This is a genomic window from Haloferax sulfurifontis, assembly GCF_014635105.1.
GTDB lineage: Archaea > Halobacteriota > Halobacteria > Halobacteriales > Haloferacaceae > Haloferax > Haloferax denitrificans.
The window spans coordinates 396,067-412,904 of record NZ_BMCI01000003.1; the positions used below are offsets into that span (position 1 = coordinate 396,067).

At 68.3% G+C, this 16,838-nt stretch carries 18 protein-coding genes; 10 read left to right on the plus strand and 8 right to left on the minus strand.

Translation table 11 applies throughout. The features are described 5' to 3' along the window. The first annotated feature begins 44 nt into the window (after window positions 1-44). Window positions 45-470: an OsmC family protein gene (locus IEV64_RS10320; RefSeq protein ID WP_089778149.1), complete on the plus strand. Its 426-nt coding sequence runs from the start codon at window positions 45-47 to the stop codon at window positions 468-470. 55 nt (window positions 471-525) lie between these two features. Here the strand turns inward: IEV64_RS10320 and IEV64_RS10325 are convergent, their stop codons facing one another. After that, a complete protein-coding gene (locus IEV64_RS10325; protein ID WP_188423817.1) occupies window positions 526-1,332 on the minus strand; it encodes an AAC(3) family N-acetyltransferase in 807 nt (268 codons plus the stop codon). Window positions 1,333-1,416: 84 nt separating this feature from the next. Here IEV64_RS10325 and IEV64_RS19840 point away from each other — a divergent pair, with 84 nt between their 5' ends. Beyond that, entirely contained in the window at window positions 1,417-1,668 is a 252-nt protein-coding gene (locus tag IEV64_RS19840; RefSeq protein WP_007273608.1) for a hypothetical protein, read from the plus strand. Between the two features lie 4 nt (window positions 1,669-1,672). Here IEV64_RS19840 and IEV64_RS10335 read toward each other — a convergent pair whose 3' ends face one another. The 5 genes from IEV64_RS10335 to IEV64_RS10350 all read right to left on the minus strand — a co-directional run bounded on the left by IEV64_RS10335 (window position 1,673) and on the right by IEV64_RS10350 (window position 5,377). Next, window positions 1,673-1,897, minus strand: a complete 225-nt coding sequence (locus IEV64_RS10335) for a hypothetical protein (protein WP_007273607.1) — start codon at window positions 1,895-1,897, stop codon at window positions 1,673-1,675. A gap of 122 nt (window positions 1,898-2,019) precedes the next feature. Next, window positions 2,020-2,148, minus strand: a complete 129-nt coding sequence (locus tag IEV64_RS19965; RefSeq protein WP_268237538.1) for a hypothetical protein — start codon at window positions 2,146-2,148, stop codon at window positions 2,020-2,022. Between the two features lie 57 nt (window positions 2,149-2,205). Further along, window positions 2,206-2,997 carry a 5'/3'-nucleotidase SurE gene (surE, locus tag IEV64_RS10340; RefSeq protein WP_007273606.1) on the minus strand — a complete coding sequence of 264 codons (792 nt, stop codon included), beginning with the start codon at window positions 2,995-2,997 and terminating at the stop codon, window positions 2,206-2,208. Between the two features lie 82 nt (window positions 2,998-3,079). Beyond that, window positions 3,080-4,483 (minus strand): small ribosomal subunit Rsm22 family protein, encoded by a 1,404-nt coding sequence (locus IEV64_RS10345; protein WP_188423922.1) that lies wholly within the window; start codon window positions 4,481-4,483, stop codon window positions 3,080-3,082. An 87-nt stretch (window positions 4,484-4,570) separates the two neighbouring features. Further along, the gene (locus IEV64_RS10350; protein ID WP_007273604.1) at window positions 4,571-5,377 is read right to left on the minus strand and encodes a prephenate dehydrogenase/arogenate dehydrogenase family protein; all 807 of its coding nucleotides are present in this window, start codon (window positions 5,375-5,377) and stop codon (window positions 4,571-4,573) included. A 145-nt stretch (window positions 5,378-5,522) separates the two neighbouring features. Between IEV64_RS10350 and IEV64_RS10355 the strand changes: the two genes are divergently transcribed. Next, the gene (locus IEV64_RS10355) at window positions 5,523-6,368 is read left to right on the plus strand and encodes an SDR family oxidoreductase (protein WP_188423819.1); all 846 of its coding nucleotides are present in this window, start codon (window positions 5,523-5,525) and stop codon (window positions 6,366-6,368) included. Window positions 6,369-6,540: 172 nt separating this feature from the next. Next, the gene (locus IEV64_RS10360; protein ID WP_007273602.1) at window positions 6,541-7,062 is read left to right on the plus strand and encodes a hypothetical protein; all 522 of its coding nucleotides are present in this window, start codon (window positions 6,541-6,543) and stop codon (window positions 7,060-7,062) included. A gap of 39 nt (window positions 7,063-7,101) precedes the next feature. On the opposite strand, the gene IEV64_RS10365 is transcribed toward IEV64_RS10360, so the two are convergent. After that, the gene (locus tag IEV64_RS10365) at window positions 7,102-8,277 is read right to left on the minus strand and encodes a M24 family metallopeptidase (protein WP_188423820.1); all 1,176 of its coding nucleotides are present in this window, start codon (window positions 8,275-8,277) and stop codon (window positions 7,102-7,104) included. A 323-nt stretch (window positions 8,278-8,600) separates the two neighbouring features. Here IEV64_RS10365 and aroA point away from each other — a divergent pair, with 323 nt between their 5' ends. Beyond that, window positions 8,601-9,893 (plus strand): 3-phosphoshikimate 1-carboxyvinyltransferase, encoded by a 1,293-nt coding sequence (gene aroA, locus IEV64_RS10370; protein ID WP_007273600.1) that lies wholly within the window; start codon window positions 8,601-8,603, stop codon window positions 9,891-9,893. Between the two features lie 108 nt (window positions 9,894-10,001). On the opposite strand, the gene IEV64_RS10375 is transcribed toward aroA, so the two are convergent. Next, entirely contained in the window at window positions 10,002-10,538 is a 537-nt protein-coding gene (locus tag IEV64_RS10375; RefSeq protein WP_188423821.1) for a DUF6653 family protein, read from the minus strand. A 106-nt stretch (window positions 10,539-10,644) separates the two neighbouring features. Here IEV64_RS10375 and aroC point away from each other — a divergent pair, with 106 nt between their 5' ends. The 5 genes from aroC to dinB all read left to right on the plus strand — a co-directional run bounded on the left by aroC (window position 10,645) and on the right by dinB (window position 16,824). Next, window positions 10,645-11,802 carry a chorismate synthase gene (gene aroC, locus IEV64_RS10380; protein WP_007273598.1) on the plus strand — a complete coding sequence of 386 codons (1,158 nt, stop codon included), beginning with the start codon at window positions 10,645-10,647 and terminating at the stop codon, window positions 11,800-11,802. Between the two features lie 199 nt (window positions 11,803-12,001). Continuing rightward, a complete protein-coding gene (locus tag IEV64_RS10385) occupies window positions 12,002-13,897 on the plus strand; it encodes a 2-oxoacid:acceptor oxidoreductase subunit alpha (RefSeq protein ID WP_007273597.1) in 1,896 nt (631 codons plus the stop codon). A 3-nt stretch (window positions 13,898-13,900) separates the two neighbouring features. After that, window positions 13,901-14,839: a thiamine pyrophosphate-dependent enzyme gene (locus tag IEV64_RS10390; RefSeq protein ID WP_004043633.1), complete on the plus strand. Its 939-nt coding sequence runs from the start codon at window positions 13,901-13,903 to the stop codon at window positions 14,837-14,839. 117 nt (window positions 14,840-14,956) lie between these two features. After that, on the plus strand, window positions 14,957-15,385 hold the full coding sequence (gene lrpA1 / locus IEV64_RS10395; protein WP_004968072.1) for an HTH-type transcriptional regulator LrpA1: 429 nt from the start codon (window positions 14,957-14,959) through the stop codon (window positions 15,383-15,385). 98 nt (window positions 15,386-15,483) lie between these two features. Beyond that, window positions 15,484-16,824 carry a DNA polymerase IV gene (gene dinB / locus IEV64_RS10400; RefSeq protein ID WP_188423822.1) on the plus strand — a complete coding sequence of 447 codons (1,341 nt, stop codon included), beginning with the start codon at window positions 15,484-15,486 and terminating at the stop codon, window positions 16,822-16,824. Window positions 16,825-16,838: the final 14 nt, after the last annotated feature.

Below are 16,838 nucleotides of genomic sequence, written 5' to 3' on the forward strand. Positions count from 1 at the left end.
TCGCCGTCACCTCCATATCGCTCGCGACCGTAGGTGTGCGTGTCATGCCCACGCACAAGGCGGAGACGACGTGGACCGGTGGCAAAGACGGGAGCGGCGAGTTCTCGACGGAGAGCGGGACCGTCGAGGGGACGTTCACGTTCCCGACGCGGTTCGAAGACGAACTCGGATCGAACCCCGAGGAACTCATCGGCGCGGCCCACTCCGGTTGTTTCTCGATGCAGTTGACCGCATTCCTCGAAGGCGAGGGCTACGCGCCGACGAGCCTGCACACCGCGGCCGACGTGCACCTCGACCCGGCCGACGGCGGCGGCTTCGAAATCTCTCGAATCGACCTGACGCTCGACGCCGACGTGCCCGACATCGACGAGGAGACGTTCGCCGAACTCGCCCAGCGCGCCAAGGAGAGCTGTCCGGTGTCGAAGGCGCTCGCCGGACCGGAAATCACGCTGACCGCGACGCTCGCCTGAGCGGGCGCGCGGCCCGCTGTTTCTGTGACTCGACCGAGTCGGCCGCGCCCTCGGCTCAGCGGTTCGACTCGAACCAGTCTTCGGCGAAGTCGACCAGCGCGGGCTGGTCGAGGAGCGTCGCCGTCGCGGCCGCGACCGACCCCTCGGTCGCGCCGACGGCCCTCTCGAACGCCTCGCCGACTTCCCCGAAGTCGTCGGTCTCGACCTCGATGTCGTCGTACTCGACGACGACGCGCTCGCCGTCTCGGAGAAGCGGCGCGCGCTCGGTCGTCCGCTCCTTTTCGAAGTCGGCGCGGTGTTCGGCGAGGTGGAGCGAGGTGTCGTTTCCGTGGCCGACGCCGAGTAAGAGCACGTCGCCGCCGCGGTCGTACACCCGCGCCAGCGGCGACCCGTCGCCGAGGCCGCCGTCGAGTTCGTGGTCGGATACGATTTCCTCGGCGGCCGCGCCCCACGCCGCGAAGGAGACCGTCGGGTGTTCGCTACGGACGACGCCGGGGTAGTTGCGGAAGCACTCGGGTATCGCGCCCATCCCGCGGGTCGGCGTCACCTCGGGGCGGAACGGCGGCATCGACTCGCCGATTGTTTCGACCCAGTCGTCGGGGACCGGCGGGTTCTCCCACGCCGACGGGTCGGTGTACTGGCCGGTGTGGGTCGGCATGACCAGCGTCCCGTCGTCGGTCAGCACCGTCTGGAGGGCGTCCACGACCGCCTGCGGGCCGCCGGCGACCCAGCCGAGCGAACTGAGCGACGAGTGGACGAGGAGGGTGTCGCCGGCCGCGACGCCGAGCGCGCGGAGGTCCGCGGCGAGCGACTCGACGGTTCCGGGTTCGTCCACGCACTCGATGGCGTCTGCTTCGGACATATTCGTTCGTCGGCCGGCCCGGGATTCAAGCTTTGGTGTCGGCCGACCGAAAGGAACAGGTTCGCCCCCGGCGACGCGTTCGATATGTCACGCGTCTCCGCCCGCGACGCCCTCCGCTACGCGACCGAAGACGACGTACTCGTCCTCTTTGCCGTCATCGCCGGCGGCTGGGTGTTTTTGACCGTCGGCAGTTTCGCCCTCGCGGGCCACGGGTTCGGGCTGATGTTCGCTCTCGGCATCCTCGCCTCGCTCGCCGGGGCGCTCGCGGTGTTCGCCGGCGTCGTCGGCCTCGCGTACAAACTGCTGGTGGACAGCCGGCGGGCGGCGACGGAGTGAGAAATCAGTTCACCGCCCGAGAGAAGCCGACGTAGGTCACGTAACAGAGCCCGCCCATCACGAGAAAGACGAACTGGTAGCCGGTGTTCGAGAGGATGTCGACGACCGACTGCGCCGGTCGGAGCAGTTTCAGCCACACCAGCATGCCCACCCCGAGCATCGCCACGAGCCAGAGACCTCCCAAGAGCGGCCGCTCTTTCAGGTACTCGTTGAGCTCGTCGCGGTTCATATCATCTAACGGATATCCTATCGATGAAAAGACTGCGGTGGCTGTCGGGCTGTCGGGTGTGAAGTGGTCCGCGAATCACCGCTAGTAGGTCGTTCCGTCTGTCGGGACCCGGAGTCGCGGCCTCAGAAGAACTGCTCGAACAGCCGTCCGAGGAGGAGGACGACGAGCGGGAGGCTGAACAGCACCGCGGTGGCGACGAGAAAGTCGGTGACGCTTCCCGACTCGGCCGCGGCCTGCAAAATCGCGTTCATCGGTCTCGTCGGCGTTTCAGGCTCTTCAGATATACGCTTTGTTGCCCCGGCTGAGGCTCACTCCAGATACGTCTCGGCGAGCGCGTCCAGCGCCTCGTGTCGGTGGGTCGTGTGCGGCGCGGTCAGCGGCGAGACCGACACGCGGCCCTCGACGACGGCCCGGCGGTCGGTGCCGTCGGGGTCCGGGATGTCGCCGGTGCGCATCCGCTCCCAGACGCGGTCGTGGAGTTTCACGGTGCCGTTTTCGAACTCCGCGGTCATGTCGTACAGCTCCGAGGGAACCGTCACCTGCATGTCCGCCGGGTCGCCGCTGGGGTCGCGCATGGGCGCGTTGACGTTGAGGTAGTCGCACTGGTCGAAGACGCCGGCCGGCTCGGCGTGTTTGACGAGGTACGACGCGGCGTGGGTCGCCTCGCGGAAGTCCCGCGGGTCGGTCGCCTTCTCGTGCCACGGCAGGTCGCCGCCGGCGGGGACGTACAGCGAGAGGGCGATGGCGGGCACGTCGAAGAACGCGGCCTCGACGGCGGCGCTGACGGTCCCCGACCGGCCGAGGACGTACGCGCCGATGTTGGCTCCCTTGTTGATGCCGGAGACGACCATGTCCACGTCGGGACACAGCGCCTCCAAGCCGGCGACCGTGCAGTCGGCGGGCGTCCCCTCCAGCGCGTAGCCGAGTTCGTGCTCGGAGACGACCGCGTCGGTGGACATCTTCCGGCCGACCGCGCTCTGGTCCGTTGCGGGCGCGACCGCGGTCACGTCGGCGAACTCCGAGAGGGCGTCGTAGAGCGCGCGGAAGCCGACGCTCTCGATACCGTCGTCGTTGGTGAGGAGGATGCTGGGTTCGCTCATGGTCCGACTGGGGACGGAGCGCGCAAAAAGCCACCCGTCGGACACGACGTGCCCCGCCGACCGCGTCGCCGACGCGACCCGCTCAGGCGACGCGGTCGACGAGCGTCTCGTCGTCGACGACGAGGTTGTACGCCTCCTCGTCGTCGTTCCAGAGCGCGAGGACGTTCTCGAAGACGAGCACGTCGCCGTAGTCGGCGTCGGCCAAATCGGCGTTCAGCACAGTCTCGCGCGTGCGGACGGCGTAGTGGTCGACCGCCTCGCTCCCGTCGCCGATTTTGAACACCTGATTGTTCCCCTCCGAGAGGTCGTGGCTCAACTTGACCGCAAGCAGGTCGATGCGGTTCGTGACGTGGCGCTCCATCTCGGCCATCTTGGCGAACCGCGCGGGGGTCCCGCGAACGTCGAGGCGGCGCTCGCCGTCGGTCCGGAGGACGCTGTAGGAGTACTGCACGTCCACGTTGACGAAGGTGCCCTCGTCCTCGTCGGCGTCGCGGCCCTCGTCGAGGCGTCGCTGGAACCCCGGCACGTCGAGGTCGGGTTTCACGTCGAACGACCACCCGCGGTCCGAGGGCGCGTAGCCGTCCCAGAGACGGAGCGTCGGCGAGTACACCGTCACGTCGCCGTCGGCCGGCGCGACCTCGCGTTCGACCTCGCGGAGGCCGATGCTCGTGTTCCGGTCGGCTGGCGCGATGGCGACGATTGCGCCGTCGTCGGCGAGGGCGTCGAGGTACTTCTCGACGACCGCGGCGGGGGCGTCGAGTTCGCTCAGGACGCTGGCGAAGAGGACGACGTCGTACTCGCCGTCGGGGTCGAACGCTTCTGCGGTCTCGCGGTGGACGGTCGTCCGGAAGTTCCGGCGCGTCTCGCCGAGCATCCGGTCGAGCACGTCGGCGGAGGCGCTCGGCTCGACCGCGTGGTAGTCGACGACCGAATCGTCGGGGAGGTAGTCGTGGAGGCCGAGCGCGGGGCCGCCCGTCCCGGCACCCACGTCGAGCACGCGGGGGTTTCGCGGGAGCAGGCTCCGCTCGGCGAGGTCCGACAGGACGTAGCCGACGGCGGCGTAGTAGTCCGGGAGATGGTAAATCGCGTAGCCGAGCGCGGCGTCCTCGTCGTACTCGACGGGGTTGCCCCGGTAGTAGTCCTCCTTCAGTTGGCGGACGCGCTCCCGGAGGCGGTCGCCCGACTCGCCGACGTGCCAGTTCGCGCCGTAGCGCCCGATGAGCAGGTCTTCGAGGGCGAAGGAGTAGTCGTCGGGGAAGGCCGCGGGCGACCAGTTCCGAGACGGCGCGGGGTCGTCGCTCGCGGGGACGAACGTGCCGTCCTCGCGCTCGAACAGGCCGAGGTCGTGGGCCTCCTCGCGGAGCGTCTGTTTCACCACGGCGGGGTGCGGCGCGCCCTCGATGTAGTCGGCTATCTCGTCGGGGTCGATGGGGCGGACGTTTCTGAGGTACTTCGCGTTGTCGCGGACGGCGTCTCTGTCTATCATCGGTGGGCTGTGGAGCGAGTCGCCGTCGCCCGCGCGGGAGGTGTCGACCCGCCGCGGGGCGTCGGCGTCGGTGTCTCCCTTCACTCGTCACTCGACAGGGTCGTGCTTGTCGGTCTGGTCGCGGTCGGCGGCGCTCGCGTCGGCTCCCGCGCCGACTCCGGTGTCGCCGCGGGAGACGCGCCGGTAGAGGTCGGCGAACGCCTCGTCGTCGGCCGCCGCGAGCGCGCGGGCCGCGTCGGCGACGCGGTCGGTCCCCTCGCCGAACGAGGACTGGATGTCCGCGTACACGCGCGGGGTGCCGCCGGACACGGAGGCGACGAGCTCGTCGAGCGCGGCCGAAATCGGCGTGGCGAACTCCTCGCGCACGCCGTCGGCGGCGAGGCCGAACGAGAGGACGGCGGCGTGGGCGGCCGCCTGCACCGTCTCCATCGCGGCGTCGTGTTCCTCGGGCGTCGTCTCGAAGACGCGGTTGCCGGCCGCGTCGAGGTCGGCGAGGAGCGCGTCGGTGTACGGCCCCGGTTCGTCGGCGACGGCGGCGACGTTGCCGGGGGCGTTGTGCGGGGCGAAAAGCGGGTGGAGGCTGAGGCGCTCGCGGTCGGGGAGGTGGTCGCGCATCGCCGCCACCGGCGGTTTCATCGCGCCGGTCACGTCGCACATCGCGGCGTCCGCGCGGTGGGCGTTGTCGGCGACGGCGTCGGCCGCGAGTCGCATCGGAACCGCGAGACAGACCACGTCGAACCGCTCGTCGCCGTCCAACGGGACCGCACGGCCGCCGAGCGCGTCCGCTGTGGCGACCGCTTTCTCGGGGTCCGCGTCGGCGAACGCGAGGTCGGCGTCGACGGTGCGGCCGAACCAGCGTCCCATTGCGCCCGCGCCGACGATAAGCACGTCCATCGGTACGGGTGTGGAGGTGCGGCGGGCAAAAGGGAATCGGTGGCGGCGGGTGTGGCGAGACGGCCGCCCGCGGTCGGCCCGAAAACCACGTTCAACCGATTCCCGGTGTCCGAACCGTCAAGTGGTCGATGGTCGATAGGAAACTATGTCAGTCGATGATGCGGATTTCGAGGGCCGGACGGCCTTCATCACGGGAACCAGTCGCGGCATCGGGAAGGCCATCGCGCTCGATCTCGCCGACCGAGGCGTAAACGTCGTCTCGACGGGCAAGACCGTCGACGGGCGCGAGGACCTCCCCGGAACCATCGTCGAGACGACGGAGGAGATACGCGAGCGTGGCGGGAACTCCATCTGGTGTCAACTCGACGTGCGCGACGACGACTCGGTGCGGACGGCCATCGACGAGACGGTCGACGCCTTCGGCGGCATCGACTTCGTCGTCAACAACGCGGGCGCGATTCACATCGCCGGCTTCGAGGACACGCCGCCGAAGCGGTTCGACCTCCTCATGGACGTGAACGCCCGCGGGGCCTATGCGACCACGCACGCCGCGCTCCCGCATCTCCGCGAGAGCGACCGCGCCCACGTCGTCACGTTCTCGCCGCCGATGCCCGCCCGGCCCGCGCCGGGGAAGGTCGCCTACGCGCTCTCGAAGTACGGGATGACGTTCATCGCGCAGTCGCTCGCGGGCGAACTCGCCGCCGACGACATCGGCGTGAACGCGCTGTGGCCGGTCGCCGCCATCGAGTCCGAGGCGACCCGACACTTCGGGATGGGCGCGCCCGAAGACTGGCGCACCCCGCAGATAATGTGCGACGCCGTCGGGGAACTGTTCTCGCGCGACCCGACCGACTGCACCGGCAACGCGTTCTACGACGAGGAACTGCTGTCCGAGGCGGGCGTCGACGACTTCTCTTCGTACGCCGTCGTCGAGGGGAGCGACCCCGGCCCGATGTCGGCGCAGTTGTTCGACCCCGACTACGAACGCTGACGCGCTTCGGTTATCGGCGCTGAGACTCGGGGGCGGACGTTTATGTTCGATGAACCCGAAATGCTGTGCGGTGTGTTTATGCGTCGTCGAAGCCGCGAAAACGGTCTCCCCGACGCGACAGTTTACCGAATCGGCAATTAGACTTATCTACCGGTGGGGAATCGCATAGCGCATGGAGTTCCCTCGCCTCCCGTCACGAGACACGAGCGGCCAGAAGGTCGTCCTCCCCGACGACTTAGAGGGCGAACAGACGCTCGTGCTCATCAGCTTCGACCGCCGCCAGCAGTCGCTGGTCGGGTCGTGGCGCGGGTTCGCGAAGGAGCTGTGCGAGACGTACGGCCATTTCGGCTACTACGAACTGCTCGTCCTCGGCGGGCGAAGCGGGATGATGCCGCCGATGGCCGGCGGCGGGATGTCTCCGGAGGCGGCCCGGAGCCGCCCCCACGACAACGCGCTCATCGCGCGGGTGGACAAGACCGCGCTCCAGCGCCGCCTCGGACTGCTCGGCGAGGGCAACATCTACGCGCTTCTCATCGAGGACGGGACGGTCGTCCGGCAGGCCGCGGGCGTTCTCACGTCCGAGACGGCCGACGCGCTGGAGGACCTGCTGAAACAGTGGCGCGAGGCCAACTCCGGGTGGACCGACGCGTCGGCCGTCGGCAGTCCGACGGGCGACAACGCTCTCGACAGCTGATTTCCCGCGCCGACCGCGATTTCGCGTCCGCCGCGCCGGCTACTCGACGACGAGTTCGATCGGGTACTCCGTCAGGTTCTCGTAGCCGTCCTCGGTGACGACCACGAGGTCTTCGATTCTGACGCCGCCGATGTCGGGGTCGTACAGCCCCGGCTCGATGGTGATGACGTGGCCGGGCCGAAGCTCCTCGCCGCTCGGGCTCAGCGAGGGGAGTTCGTGTACGTCGAGACCGACGCCGTGGCCGGTGCTGTGGATGAAGCCGGTCTCCGCGGCGGGGTCGGCGCGGAGCGTGTTCTCGCCGGCCGCCTCGTACACGTTGCAGACGGCGTCGTGGACGTCTTTGCCGGTCGCGCCGGGTTCGACGGCGTCGAGGGCGGCCTCGAACGCCTCCTCGGTGAGGTCGAACCACGCGCGGATTTCGGGCGACGGCTCGCCCTTCACGAACGTCCGGGTCATGTCGCCGTTGTACTTCGTCTCCTTGTCGCGCGGGAAGATGTCGATGATGACGGCCTCGTCGGCCCGGAGCGGGCCGCTCCCGCGGTCGTGGGGGTCGGCGGCGTCGGCCCCGCAGGCGACGATTGTCTCGTCGAGGGCACAGCCGTGTCGCAGGAGCGTCACCTCGATTTCCTCTCTGACGCGCTCGCTCGTCAGCGGTTCGCCCTCGTGGATGAGCGTGCCGTCGTCGGCCACCTCGGCGTCGCGGATGAGCCCCTCGGCGGCGCGCATCGCGGCCTCGTTGGCGTCCTGTGCGGCGTGGATATGCTCGGTTTCCTCGTCGGTCTTCACCGCGCGGATGTTCGTGAGCACGTCGTCGATTTCGGCTTCGACCGCGACGCCCTCCTCGCGCAGGGCGTCGGCGGTGCCGAGCGGGAAGTCCGCGGGGACCGCCAGCGAGTCGACGTCGTGGTCGGCGAGGAACGCCGCGACCGTCTTCGCCTTCCCGACGACCGCGCCGTGTTCGGCGTAGTTGTCGCGGTAGTCGTAGTCGGAGAGCCGCGAGACGGTGTCGGCGCGGCTCTCTTTCTTCGCGCGGCCGAACTCCAGCGTCGAGACGAGGAGGTGGATGCCCGCGGGCGTGTAGAGCGTCACGTACGGGTCCGGCGCGTCGAACCCGGAGAGGTACAGCTGGTTGGAGTCGCTCCCGTCGGCCGAGATGAGATAGCCGTCGAACTCGTCGCCGAGGAACTCGGCCAGCGGTGAGAAATCGGGGTCCATACGCCGGAGTTCGCCCGGCCGGTAGTAAAGCTCTCGCGTCGCGGTCGGCGGGTTCCGGTATCGGCTCCGCGACACGCCCCTTCGGGCGGGAGACGCGCCGCGGATTGACCGCCGGAACTCGCCGCGAGCGCCGTGCGAGCGCCGCGCGAGTCGGCGTCGCAACTGTTCGTGTCACCGGCGCTGTTCTACCGACGTACAGTACGCTCGCTCACGATATATGTTTGTTGGCAAACACGAAACAGAGCGACAGCGTCGCCGTCGCCGTCCGGGAGAACGTCGCCGCGTCCGGTACCCTGATACCGGACCCTGCCGACCCCTCGCGTATGGACGCCCACGTCTCCCCGTCTCGGGTCGCCGGACGCACCCGAGCGCCGCCGTCGAAGAGTTACACCCACAGAGCCGTCCTCGCCGCGGGATACAGCGACGAGGCGGTCGTTCGCGACGCGCTCGTCAGCGCCGACACCAAGGCGACCATGCGCGCGGTCGAGGCGTTCGGCGGGTCGGTCGACCGCGACGGACAGACGGTCGAGGTCGTCGGCTTCGGCGGCCGCCCGGGCACGCCCGACGACGTGGTCAACTGCGAGAACTCGGGGACGACGATGCGCCTCGTCACCGGCTGTGCCGCCCTCGGCGAGGGCCTGACGGTCCTCACGGGCGACGCGTCGCTCCGCTCGCGGCCCCACGGCCCGCTTCTCGACGCCGTCTTCGACCTCGACGGCCGCGCCGAGAGCACGCGCCGAAACGGGCAGGCCCCGCTCGTCGTCGGCGACGGCATGACCGGCGGCACCGTCGAGATTCCCGGCGACGTCTCCTCGCAGTTCATCACGGCGCTCCTCATGGCCGGCGCGGTGACGGATGAGGGCATCGACGTCGAACTCACGACCGAACTCAAGTCCTCGCCGTACGTCGATATCACGCTCGAACTCCTCGCCGATTTCGGCGTCGAGGCGACCCGGACCGACGACGGCTTTTCGGTCCCCGGCGGCCAGTCGTACGCCCCCGAGGGCGGCGCGTACAGCGTCCCCGGCGACTTCTCGTCTATCTCGTACCTGCTCGCGGCCGGCGCGGTCGCCGGCGCGGAGGGCGAAGACGTGGTCATCGAGGGCGCGCGACCGTCCGCACAGGGCGACAGCGCCATCGTCGACATCGTCCGCGACATGGGCGCGACGGTGGACTGGGACGAGGACGCCGGCGAACTGGTGGTCTCCGCGGCCGACCTCACCGGCACGACCGTGGACGTGGGCGACACGCCCGACCTGCTTCCGACCATCGCGGTCCTCGGTGCTATCGCCGACGGCGACACGGTCATCGAGAACTGCGAGCACGTCCGCTTCAAGGAGACCGACCGCGTGAGCGCGATGGCGGAGGAACTCGCGGAGATGGGCGCGAACGTCACCGAGCAACAGGACAGACTCACGATTCACGGCGGCGACACCGACCTCGTCGGCGCGGCGGTCGACGGCCGCGGCGACCACCGCATCGTCATGTCGCTCGCGGTCGCCGGTCTCGTCGCGGACGGCGAGACGACGATTGCGGGAAGCGAACACGTCGACGTGTCGTTTCCGAACTTCTTCGAGGCGATGCGCGACCTCGGAGCCGAGATGACCGAGCGCTGAGGGCGCGATCTCACAGCGACCCACCCGGACGGAACCTTTTTCGCCCGTCCGGACGCCGGCCTCCACCCCGACGAGATGGTGATTCCGTTCGCCACGGCGACGCTCGGCTCACTCCGCCGAGTCGGGGTCGAGGTCGGGCCCGTGCCCCGTCACGCCCGTCTCTCGCACGACGGCGTCGACCCACCAGAGCTTGAGGGCCATCACGCCGAGCGTGCCGAGGAGCGTTCCGACCGGTCTACGCCGTATGGCCGAGGCGAAGGCGTAGAGCGTGACGGGGACGTTGAGCAGGTTGAGCACGTTCGGGTAGTCGAGTCCCACCGTCCCCCGCTCGTCGTCGAGCCACTCCCGCTCGGCGAGGACGATTCGGCTGAGGTAGTTGTCCGTGCGCGCGGGCCGCGGGAACAACACCGGGTTGACCGCGGTGAACGCGAGGGCGGCGAGAAAGAGCCGGCGGTCCCGCCGGTAGACGGCGTACATCAACACCGGGTAGACGAGGATGCGCGTGCCGGCGCTCCACGGGTTGGCGTGGCGCTCCCAGAACGCGGCTTCGAAGCGGTCGCGGAGGCCGGAAGCGGACGCGTCGGTGGCGGCGGGGTCGGAGTCGGTGGCGGAGCCGGCGGGGTCGGTAGAGGGCGGCGAGTCCATACGCCCGGTTCGTCGGCGTCGAGCATGAACGTGGGGTCGCCGAACCCCCGCCCACGATTGCGGCTTTCTACAAACACTAAATGGGCGGCCCCCCGAGGGGCGGGTAATGAACGGCAACGAATTCGGTCGTCTCTTTCGGATGACCACCTACGGCGAGAGCCACGGCGACGCGATGGGCGTCACGGTGTCCGGCTGTCCCGCCGGCGTGGAGCTGTCGGTCGAGGACGTACAGGCGGAACTGGACCGACGCAAGCCGGGCCAGTCGATGATTACGACGAGCCGCGGCGAACCGGACGCCGTCGTCGTCAACTCCGGCGTGCAGGACGGCTACACGACGGGCACGCCCATCGGGATGGTCGTCCAGAACAAGGACGCCCGCTCGGGCAAGTACGAACCGTACGTGACCGCGCCGCGGCCCTCCCACGGCGACTTCACGTACTCGGCGAAGTTCGGCACGCGCAACTGGGGCGGCGGCGGTCGCTCGTCCGCGCGCGAGACGGTGAACTGGGTCGCCGCCGGCGCGGTGGCCAAGCAGGTCATCGAGCAGAGCGACTACGACATCGAGGTGAAGGCGCACGTCAACCAAATCGGCGACGTGGAAGCGCCGGAGGTCTCGTTCGAGGACCTGCGCGAGCACACGGAGGAAAACGACGTGCGGTGTGCCCACCCCGAGACGGCGGCGGAGATGCAGGAACTCATCGAGGAGTACCAGAAGGAAGGCGACTCCATCGGCGGCTCGATCTACTTCGAGGCGCAGGGCGTCCCGCGCGGGCTCGGCGCGCCGCGGTTCGACTCCGTTTCGGCGCGGCTCGGACAGGCGCTCATGTCGGTGCCGGCGGCGACGGCCTTCGAGTTCGGCCTCGGCCGCGAGGCCCGCGAGTGGACCGGCCACGACCGCAACGAGAACTGGGAATTTGATGAAGAGGGCGACCCCCGACCCGTCGGCAACAAACACGGCGGCATCCAGGGCGGCATCACGACCGGCGAGCCGGTGTACGGCGAACTGACGCTCCACGCGCCCACGTCCATCCCGAAGAAACAGCGGACCGTGGACTGGGAGACCGGCGAGGAAAAGGAGATTCAGGTCGTCGGCCGTCACGACCCCGTGCTCCCGCCCCGCGGCGTCCCCGTCGTCGAGGCGATGCTCTACGTGACCATCCTCGACTTCATGCTCCTCGGCGGACGCATCAATCCCGACCGCCTCGACGGGCAGGCCGGCGAGTACGACACGCCGTACCACCCGTCGAGTCCCGATAACGAGTAGCGAACGCGATTCCGCGTTATCGTTCACTCTATTCGGCGGGCGTGACAGTCCGTTCGTCCACTTTCGATGGTGGGAGGGTGAGTCAGTTTAACAATATTAAGTCCTTCATTATCTTTCCTTGTTAATCCATAGCAAAGTCTTTAATCGGACCCTCCCCAACTTTTCAGGTAGCGCCCCAGCGGGGCCGTGAGCTCAACATATGACTGACCACGAACTTATCTGGCGTATCGCAGGGGGTTCCGGTGACGGTATCGCCTCGACGAGCCAGAACTTCGCCAAAGCCCTGATGCGAGCGGGGCTACACGTTTTCACGCATCGACACTATCCATCGCGCATCCGCGGTGGCCACACGTACACGGAAGTGCGCGTCAGCGCCGACCCCGTCAAGTCTCGCGGCGACGGGTACAACTTCCTCCTCGCCCTCGGTGACTCCTTCGCCCGCAACCCGAGCGAGGGTGCCTACTACGGCAACGAGGAGATCAAGCCGCTGTCGGAGAACCTCGACGAACTCAACGAAGGCGGCGTCATCGTCTACGACTCCGGTCTGCTCGACGCCTCGGAAATCGAGGACTTCGACGAGCGCGTCGAGGAGAACGGCTGGCACGTCTACGACATCGACCTGCGCACCATCGCCCGCGAGCACGGCCGCGAGGTCATGCGCAACACCGCCGGCGTCGCCGTCACGTGCGCCATCGCCGGCATCGAACCCGACGTCATCAAGAGCCTGATGTCGGACGCGATGCCCGACAAGATTCTCGAACCCAACCTGACCGTCTTCGACGACGCCTACGAGATGGTCCAGGAGGAGTACGACGTCGACGCTCCGGACGTGTCCGCGCCGACCGGCGAACACGACGAAGAGCAGGTGCTTCTGTCCGGCTCCGACGCCATCGCGTACGGTGCCATCGACGAGGGCTGTCGCTTCATCGCGGGTTACCCGATGACCCCGTGGACGGAAGTCTTCACCATCATGACCCAGAACCTCCCCGAGCTCGGCGGCATCTCCGAGCAGGTGGAGGACGAAATCGCCGCCGCCGCGCTGGCAATCGGTGCCTCCCACGCGGGCGTCAAGGCGATGTCCGGCTCGTCCGGTGGCGGCTTCTCGCTCATGTCCGAGCCGCTCGGTCTCGCCGAGATTACCGAGACGCCGCTCGTGCTCGTCGAGGCCATGCGCGCCGGCCCCTCGACGGGGATGCCGACGAAGCCCGAGCAGTCCGACCTCGAACACGTTCTGTACACCTCGCAGGGCGACTCCCACCGCATCGTCTTCGCGCCCGGTAACGCCGCCGAGGCGTACTACCAGACGCGCAAGGCGTTCCAGATCGCCTACGAGTACCAGATTCCGTCCATCGTCCTCTACGACCAGAAGCTCGGCGGCGAGCTCTCGAACGTCCCGGCGTCGGTCTTCGACGAGGAGCCGAACGCCGACCTCGGCTCGGTGCTGACGGAAGCGGAACTCGAAGACGCGCCGCACGACGACTCCGGCAAGTACCAGCGCTTCCAGCACGACACCGAAAACGGCGTCTCGCCGCGTTCGCTGCCGGGCCAGAAGGGCGGTCGCTACCTCGCGACGGGTAACGAGCACATGCCCGCGGGTCACATCTCGGAGTCCCCCGAGAACCGCGTCGCGCAGATGAACCGCCGCATGCAGAAGGTCGACAACATCCGCGCCGAACTCGACGCCGACGGCGAGTTCAACACGGTCCACGGCGACGAGGACGCCGACCTCGGCCTCATCACCTTCGGTAGCCAGCAGGGCACCGTCGAAGAGGCCGCCGACGTCCTCAACGAGAAGGGCCACTCGGTCAAGGTCCTCGGCGTCTCCGAGATGATGCCGTTCCCGAAACAGCAGGTCGCGGAGTTCCTCGACAGCGTCGACGAGGCGCTCGTCGTCGAGATGACCGCCTCCGCCCAGTTCCGCGGACTCATCTCCAAGGAACTCGGCGGCTACGGCGACCAGATGTCGAGTCTCCTCAAGTACAACGGCAACCCGTTCGAGCCCGCCGACATCGTCGAGGGCTTCGAGACGGCGCTCCTCGAAGGCGAGGAGCTCCCAGACAACCGCACGAAGTTCGTCCCCAAGGTGGGTGAATAAATCATGAGTGCATTCAGCGCAATCGGTGAAGAAACGGAGCAGGATCAAAACGAGTTCACCCCCGGACTCGAACCCCAGCCGACGTGGTGTCCGGGCTGTGGTGACTTCGGTGTCCTCAAGGCGCTCAAGGGCGCGGCGGCCGAACTCGGCCTCTCGCCCGACGAGATGATGGTGACGACCGGTATCGGCTGTTCCGGCAAGCTCAACAGCTACTTCAACAGCTACGGCTTCCACACTATCCACGGCCGCTCGCTCCCCATCGCCCGCGCCGCGAAGCTGGCGAACCCCGGCCTGACCGTGGTCGCCGCCGGCGGCGACGGTGACGGCTACGGCATCGGTGGCAACCACTTCATGCACACCGCTCGTGAGAACCACGACATCACCTACATCGTGTTCAACAACGAGATCTTCGGCCTCACGAAGGGCCAGACCTCGCCCACGTCGCCGATGGGTCACAAGTCGAAGACCCAGCCCCACGGCTCGGCCAAGACGCCGCTCCGCCCGCTGTCGATGTCCCTGAACGCCGGGGCGTCGTACGTCGCGCGGACGGCCGCCGTCAACCCGAACCAGGCGAAAGACATCATCGTGGAAGCCATCCAGCACGACGGCTTCTCCCACGTCGACTTCCTCACGCAGTGTCCGACGTGGAACAAGGACGCCCGTCAGTACGTCCCGTACATCGACATCAACGACTCCGACGACTACGAGTTCGATAACACGAACCGCTCGGAGGCCTCCGAGATGATGTTCGAGACGGAGAACGCCCTCCACGAGGGCACCGTCCTCACCGGCCGGTACTACGTCGACGAAGACCGCCCGTCCTACCAGCAGGAGAAACAGCGCATCGGCGAGATGCCCGAAGAGCCGCTCGCGGAGCGCTACTTCGACGACTCCTACGAGTGGGAGCGGACGTTCGACAACTTCCTCGACAAGCACAAGTAACGCCGCCGACGCCGTCTCGGCGTTCGGTTTCCGACCGGTAGCCGCGCCGGTTCGATGTGACCGAGAACCCTTTTCGGATTCGCAAGATATTTTTCTCCCGTGAGAAAACCAACGGGCATGGAAACCACGTCCACGGAGGGACGCATCCTCGCCGTCTTGGAGGAAGACGCGAAAGCGTCGTACGCCCAGATTGCAGATCGGGCGGGCGTGTCGAAGCCGACGGTTCGAAAGTACATTCGCAAACTCGAAGACGACGGCGTCATCATCGGCTACTCCGCCGACATCGACCCGAAGAAACTCGCCGGGCAGTCCATCGCCATGGTCGGCATCGACGCGACGAGCGAGCGCTACGTCGAAGTCACGCGCATCCTCAAGGAACTCGACTCGGTGGAGGCGCTGTACACCTCCTCCGGCGACCACATGCTGATGGCCGAGGTCCGCGCCGTCGACGGCGACTCCCTCGGCGACGTCATCTCCGACGAGATTCTGTCTATCGACGGCGTCACGGCCGCACACCCCTCGTTCCTCCAAGAGCGACTGAAGTAACGCGACCGACCGCGACCGGCCCGCCGCGTTCCTCCGTGCCCGTTTACTTTCGCCGCGCTATCTGAAGCTTCAGGTACGTCGCGCCCGTCCCCTCGACCATGGCGGAGGAGACGTTGCCGGGGACGACCGACGACGACGGTCCCGACAGCATCGTCCTTCACGTCGACATGGACTGTTTTTACGCCGCCTGCGAGCGCCTGCGCGAACCCGAACTCGAAGGGAAGCCGGTCGTCGTCGGCATGGGCTACGAACCCGGCGAGGGCCACGGCGCGGTCGCCACGGCGAGCTACGAGGCCCGCGAGTTCGGCGTCGAGAGCGCCCAGCCGATTTCGACGGCGCTCGAACGACTCCCGCGAATCGAGAGTCTCGCCCCCGACGACGACCCCGCGACGGCGGGCCACTACCGCACCGTCGACCTCGATTTCTACAAGAGCGTCGCCGCCGACGTGAAGGCGATTCTCCACGACTGCGCCGACGTGGTCCGCGAGGTGAGCATCGACGAGGCCTACCTCGACGTGACAGACCGGACCGCGTGGGACCTCGCGGCCTCGGGCGACCGGACGCTGGCGGAGGGCTTCGCCCGCTACGTGAAACAGCGCATCGCCCGCGAGGTCGGCGTCGCGGCCTCCATCGGCGTCGCGCCCAATATGTCGACCGCGAAAATCGCCTCAGACTTCGACAAACCCGACGGGTTGGTCGTCGTCCGCCCCGGCGAGGTGCGGTCCTTTCTCGCGCCCATCCCGGTCGAGGAGGTCCACGGCGTCGGCCCCGTCACGGCCCGAAAGCTCGGCTCGCTCGGCATCGAGACGGCGGGCGACCTCGCCGACGCCGACGCCGCGGTCCTCGAAGCCGAGTTCGGCTCCCGCGGCCGCGAACTCCACGAGCGGGCGCGCGGCTACGACGACCGGACGGTCACGCCGACGGGCCGGCCCAAGAGCCTCTCGCGGGAGTCGGCGTTCACCGAGCCGACCGACGGCATCGAGGACAAGCGGGAGGTCGTCCGCGCCCTCGCGGCCGACGTGGCCGACCGCGCGCGCTCCCGCGGGGCGATGTACCGGACCATCGGCATCAAGGTGGTCGTCCCGCCGTTCGACATCAACACGCGGGCCACGTCGCTCTCCGGGCCCGTGGACGACCCCGAACTCGTCGAGTCGGTCGCGCTCGACTTACTCGACGCCGAGTTCGAAGAGACGACCGTCAGAAAGCTCGGCGTCCGCGTCTCGAAGCTCTCCTTCGCGGACGCCGACCAGTCGAGTCTCGACGGGTGGGAGTCCGCCGGGGCTGGCAGAGCGGACGGCGGTGGTGACGGCGACGGCGACGGCCGCGTCGGCGACGAACCCGAAGCGAGCGCCGGCGACGACGTTGACGACGAGCCACCGAACACCGGCGGTGAGACCCCCTCGCGCGGCGGTCAGTCGTCGCTCGTCGAGTTCGACTGACTTCGCGGGGGCGA

Bases quoted from the DNA above. Each gene is read 5' to 3' on its own strand.
- IEV64_RS10345 (WP_188423922.1), bottom strand. From the start codon at position 4,483: ATGATAGACAGAGACGCCGTCCGCGACAACGCGAAGTACCTCAGAAAC.
- dinB (WP_188423822.1), top strand. From the start codon at position 15,484: ATGGCGGAGGAGACGTTGCCGGGGACGACCGACGACGACGGTCCCGAC.
- IEV64_RS19840 (WP_007273608.1), top strand. From the start codon at position 1,417: ATGTCACGCGTCTCCGCCCGCGACGCCCTCCGCTACGCGACCGAAGAC.
- IEV64_RS10390 (WP_004043633.1), top strand. From the start codon at position 13,901: ATGAGTGCATTCAGCGCAATCGGTGAAGAAACGGAGCAGGATCAAAAC.
- IEV64_RS10325 (WP_188423817.1), bottom strand. From the start codon at position 1,332: ATGTCCGAAGCAGACGCCATCGAGTGCGTGGACGAACCCGGAACCGTC.
- aroC (WP_007273598.1), top strand. From the start codon at position 10,645: ATGAACGGCAACGAATTCGGTCGTCTCTTTCGGATGACCACCTACGGC.
- IEV64_RS10375 (WP_188423821.1), bottom strand. From the start codon at position 10,538: ATGGACTCGCCGCCCTCTACCGACCCCGCCGGCTCCGCCACCGACTCC.
- IEV64_RS10365 (WP_188423820.1), bottom strand. From the start codon at position 8,277: ATGGACCCCGATTTCTCACCGCTGGCCGAGTTCCTCGGCGACGAGTTC.
- IEV64_RS10335 (WP_007273607.1), bottom strand. From the start codon at position 1,897: ATGAACCGCGACGAGCTCAACGAGTACCTGAAAGAGCGGCCGCTCTTG.
- IEV64_RS10320 (WP_089778149.1), top strand. From the start codon at position 45: ATGCCCACGCACAAGGCGGAGACGACGTGGACCGGTGGCAAAGACGGG.
- aroA (WP_007273600.1), top strand. From the start codon at position 8,601: ATGGACGCCCACGTCTCCCCGTCTCGGGTCGCCGGACGCACCCGAGCG.
- IEV64_RS10350 (WP_007273604.1), bottom strand. From the start codon at position 5,377: ATGGACGTGCTTATCGTCGGCGCGGGCGCAATGGGACGCTGGTTCGGC.
- IEV64_RS10385 (WP_007273597.1), top strand. From the start codon at position 12,002: ATGACTGACCACGAACTTATCTGGCGTATCGCAGGGGGTTCCGGTGAC.
- IEV64_RS10355 (WP_188423819.1), top strand. From the start codon at position 5,523: ATGTCAGTCGATGATGCGGATTTCGAGGGCCGGACGGCCTTCATCACG.
- IEV64_RS10360 (WP_007273602.1), top strand. From the start codon at position 6,541: ATGGAGTTCCCTCGCCTCCCGTCACGAGACACGAGCGGCCAGAAGGTC.
- surE (WP_007273606.1), bottom strand. From the start codon at position 2,997: ATGAGCGAACCCAGCATCCTCCTCACCAACGACGACGGTATCGAGAGC.
- IEV64_RS19965 (WP_268237538.1), bottom strand. From the start codon at position 2,148: ATGAACGCGATTTTGCAGGCCGCGGCCGAGTCGGGAAGCGTCACCGAC.
- lrpA1 (WP_004968072.1), top strand. From the start codon at position 14,957: ATGGAAACCACGTCCACGGAGGGACGCATCCTCGCCGTCTTGGAGGAA.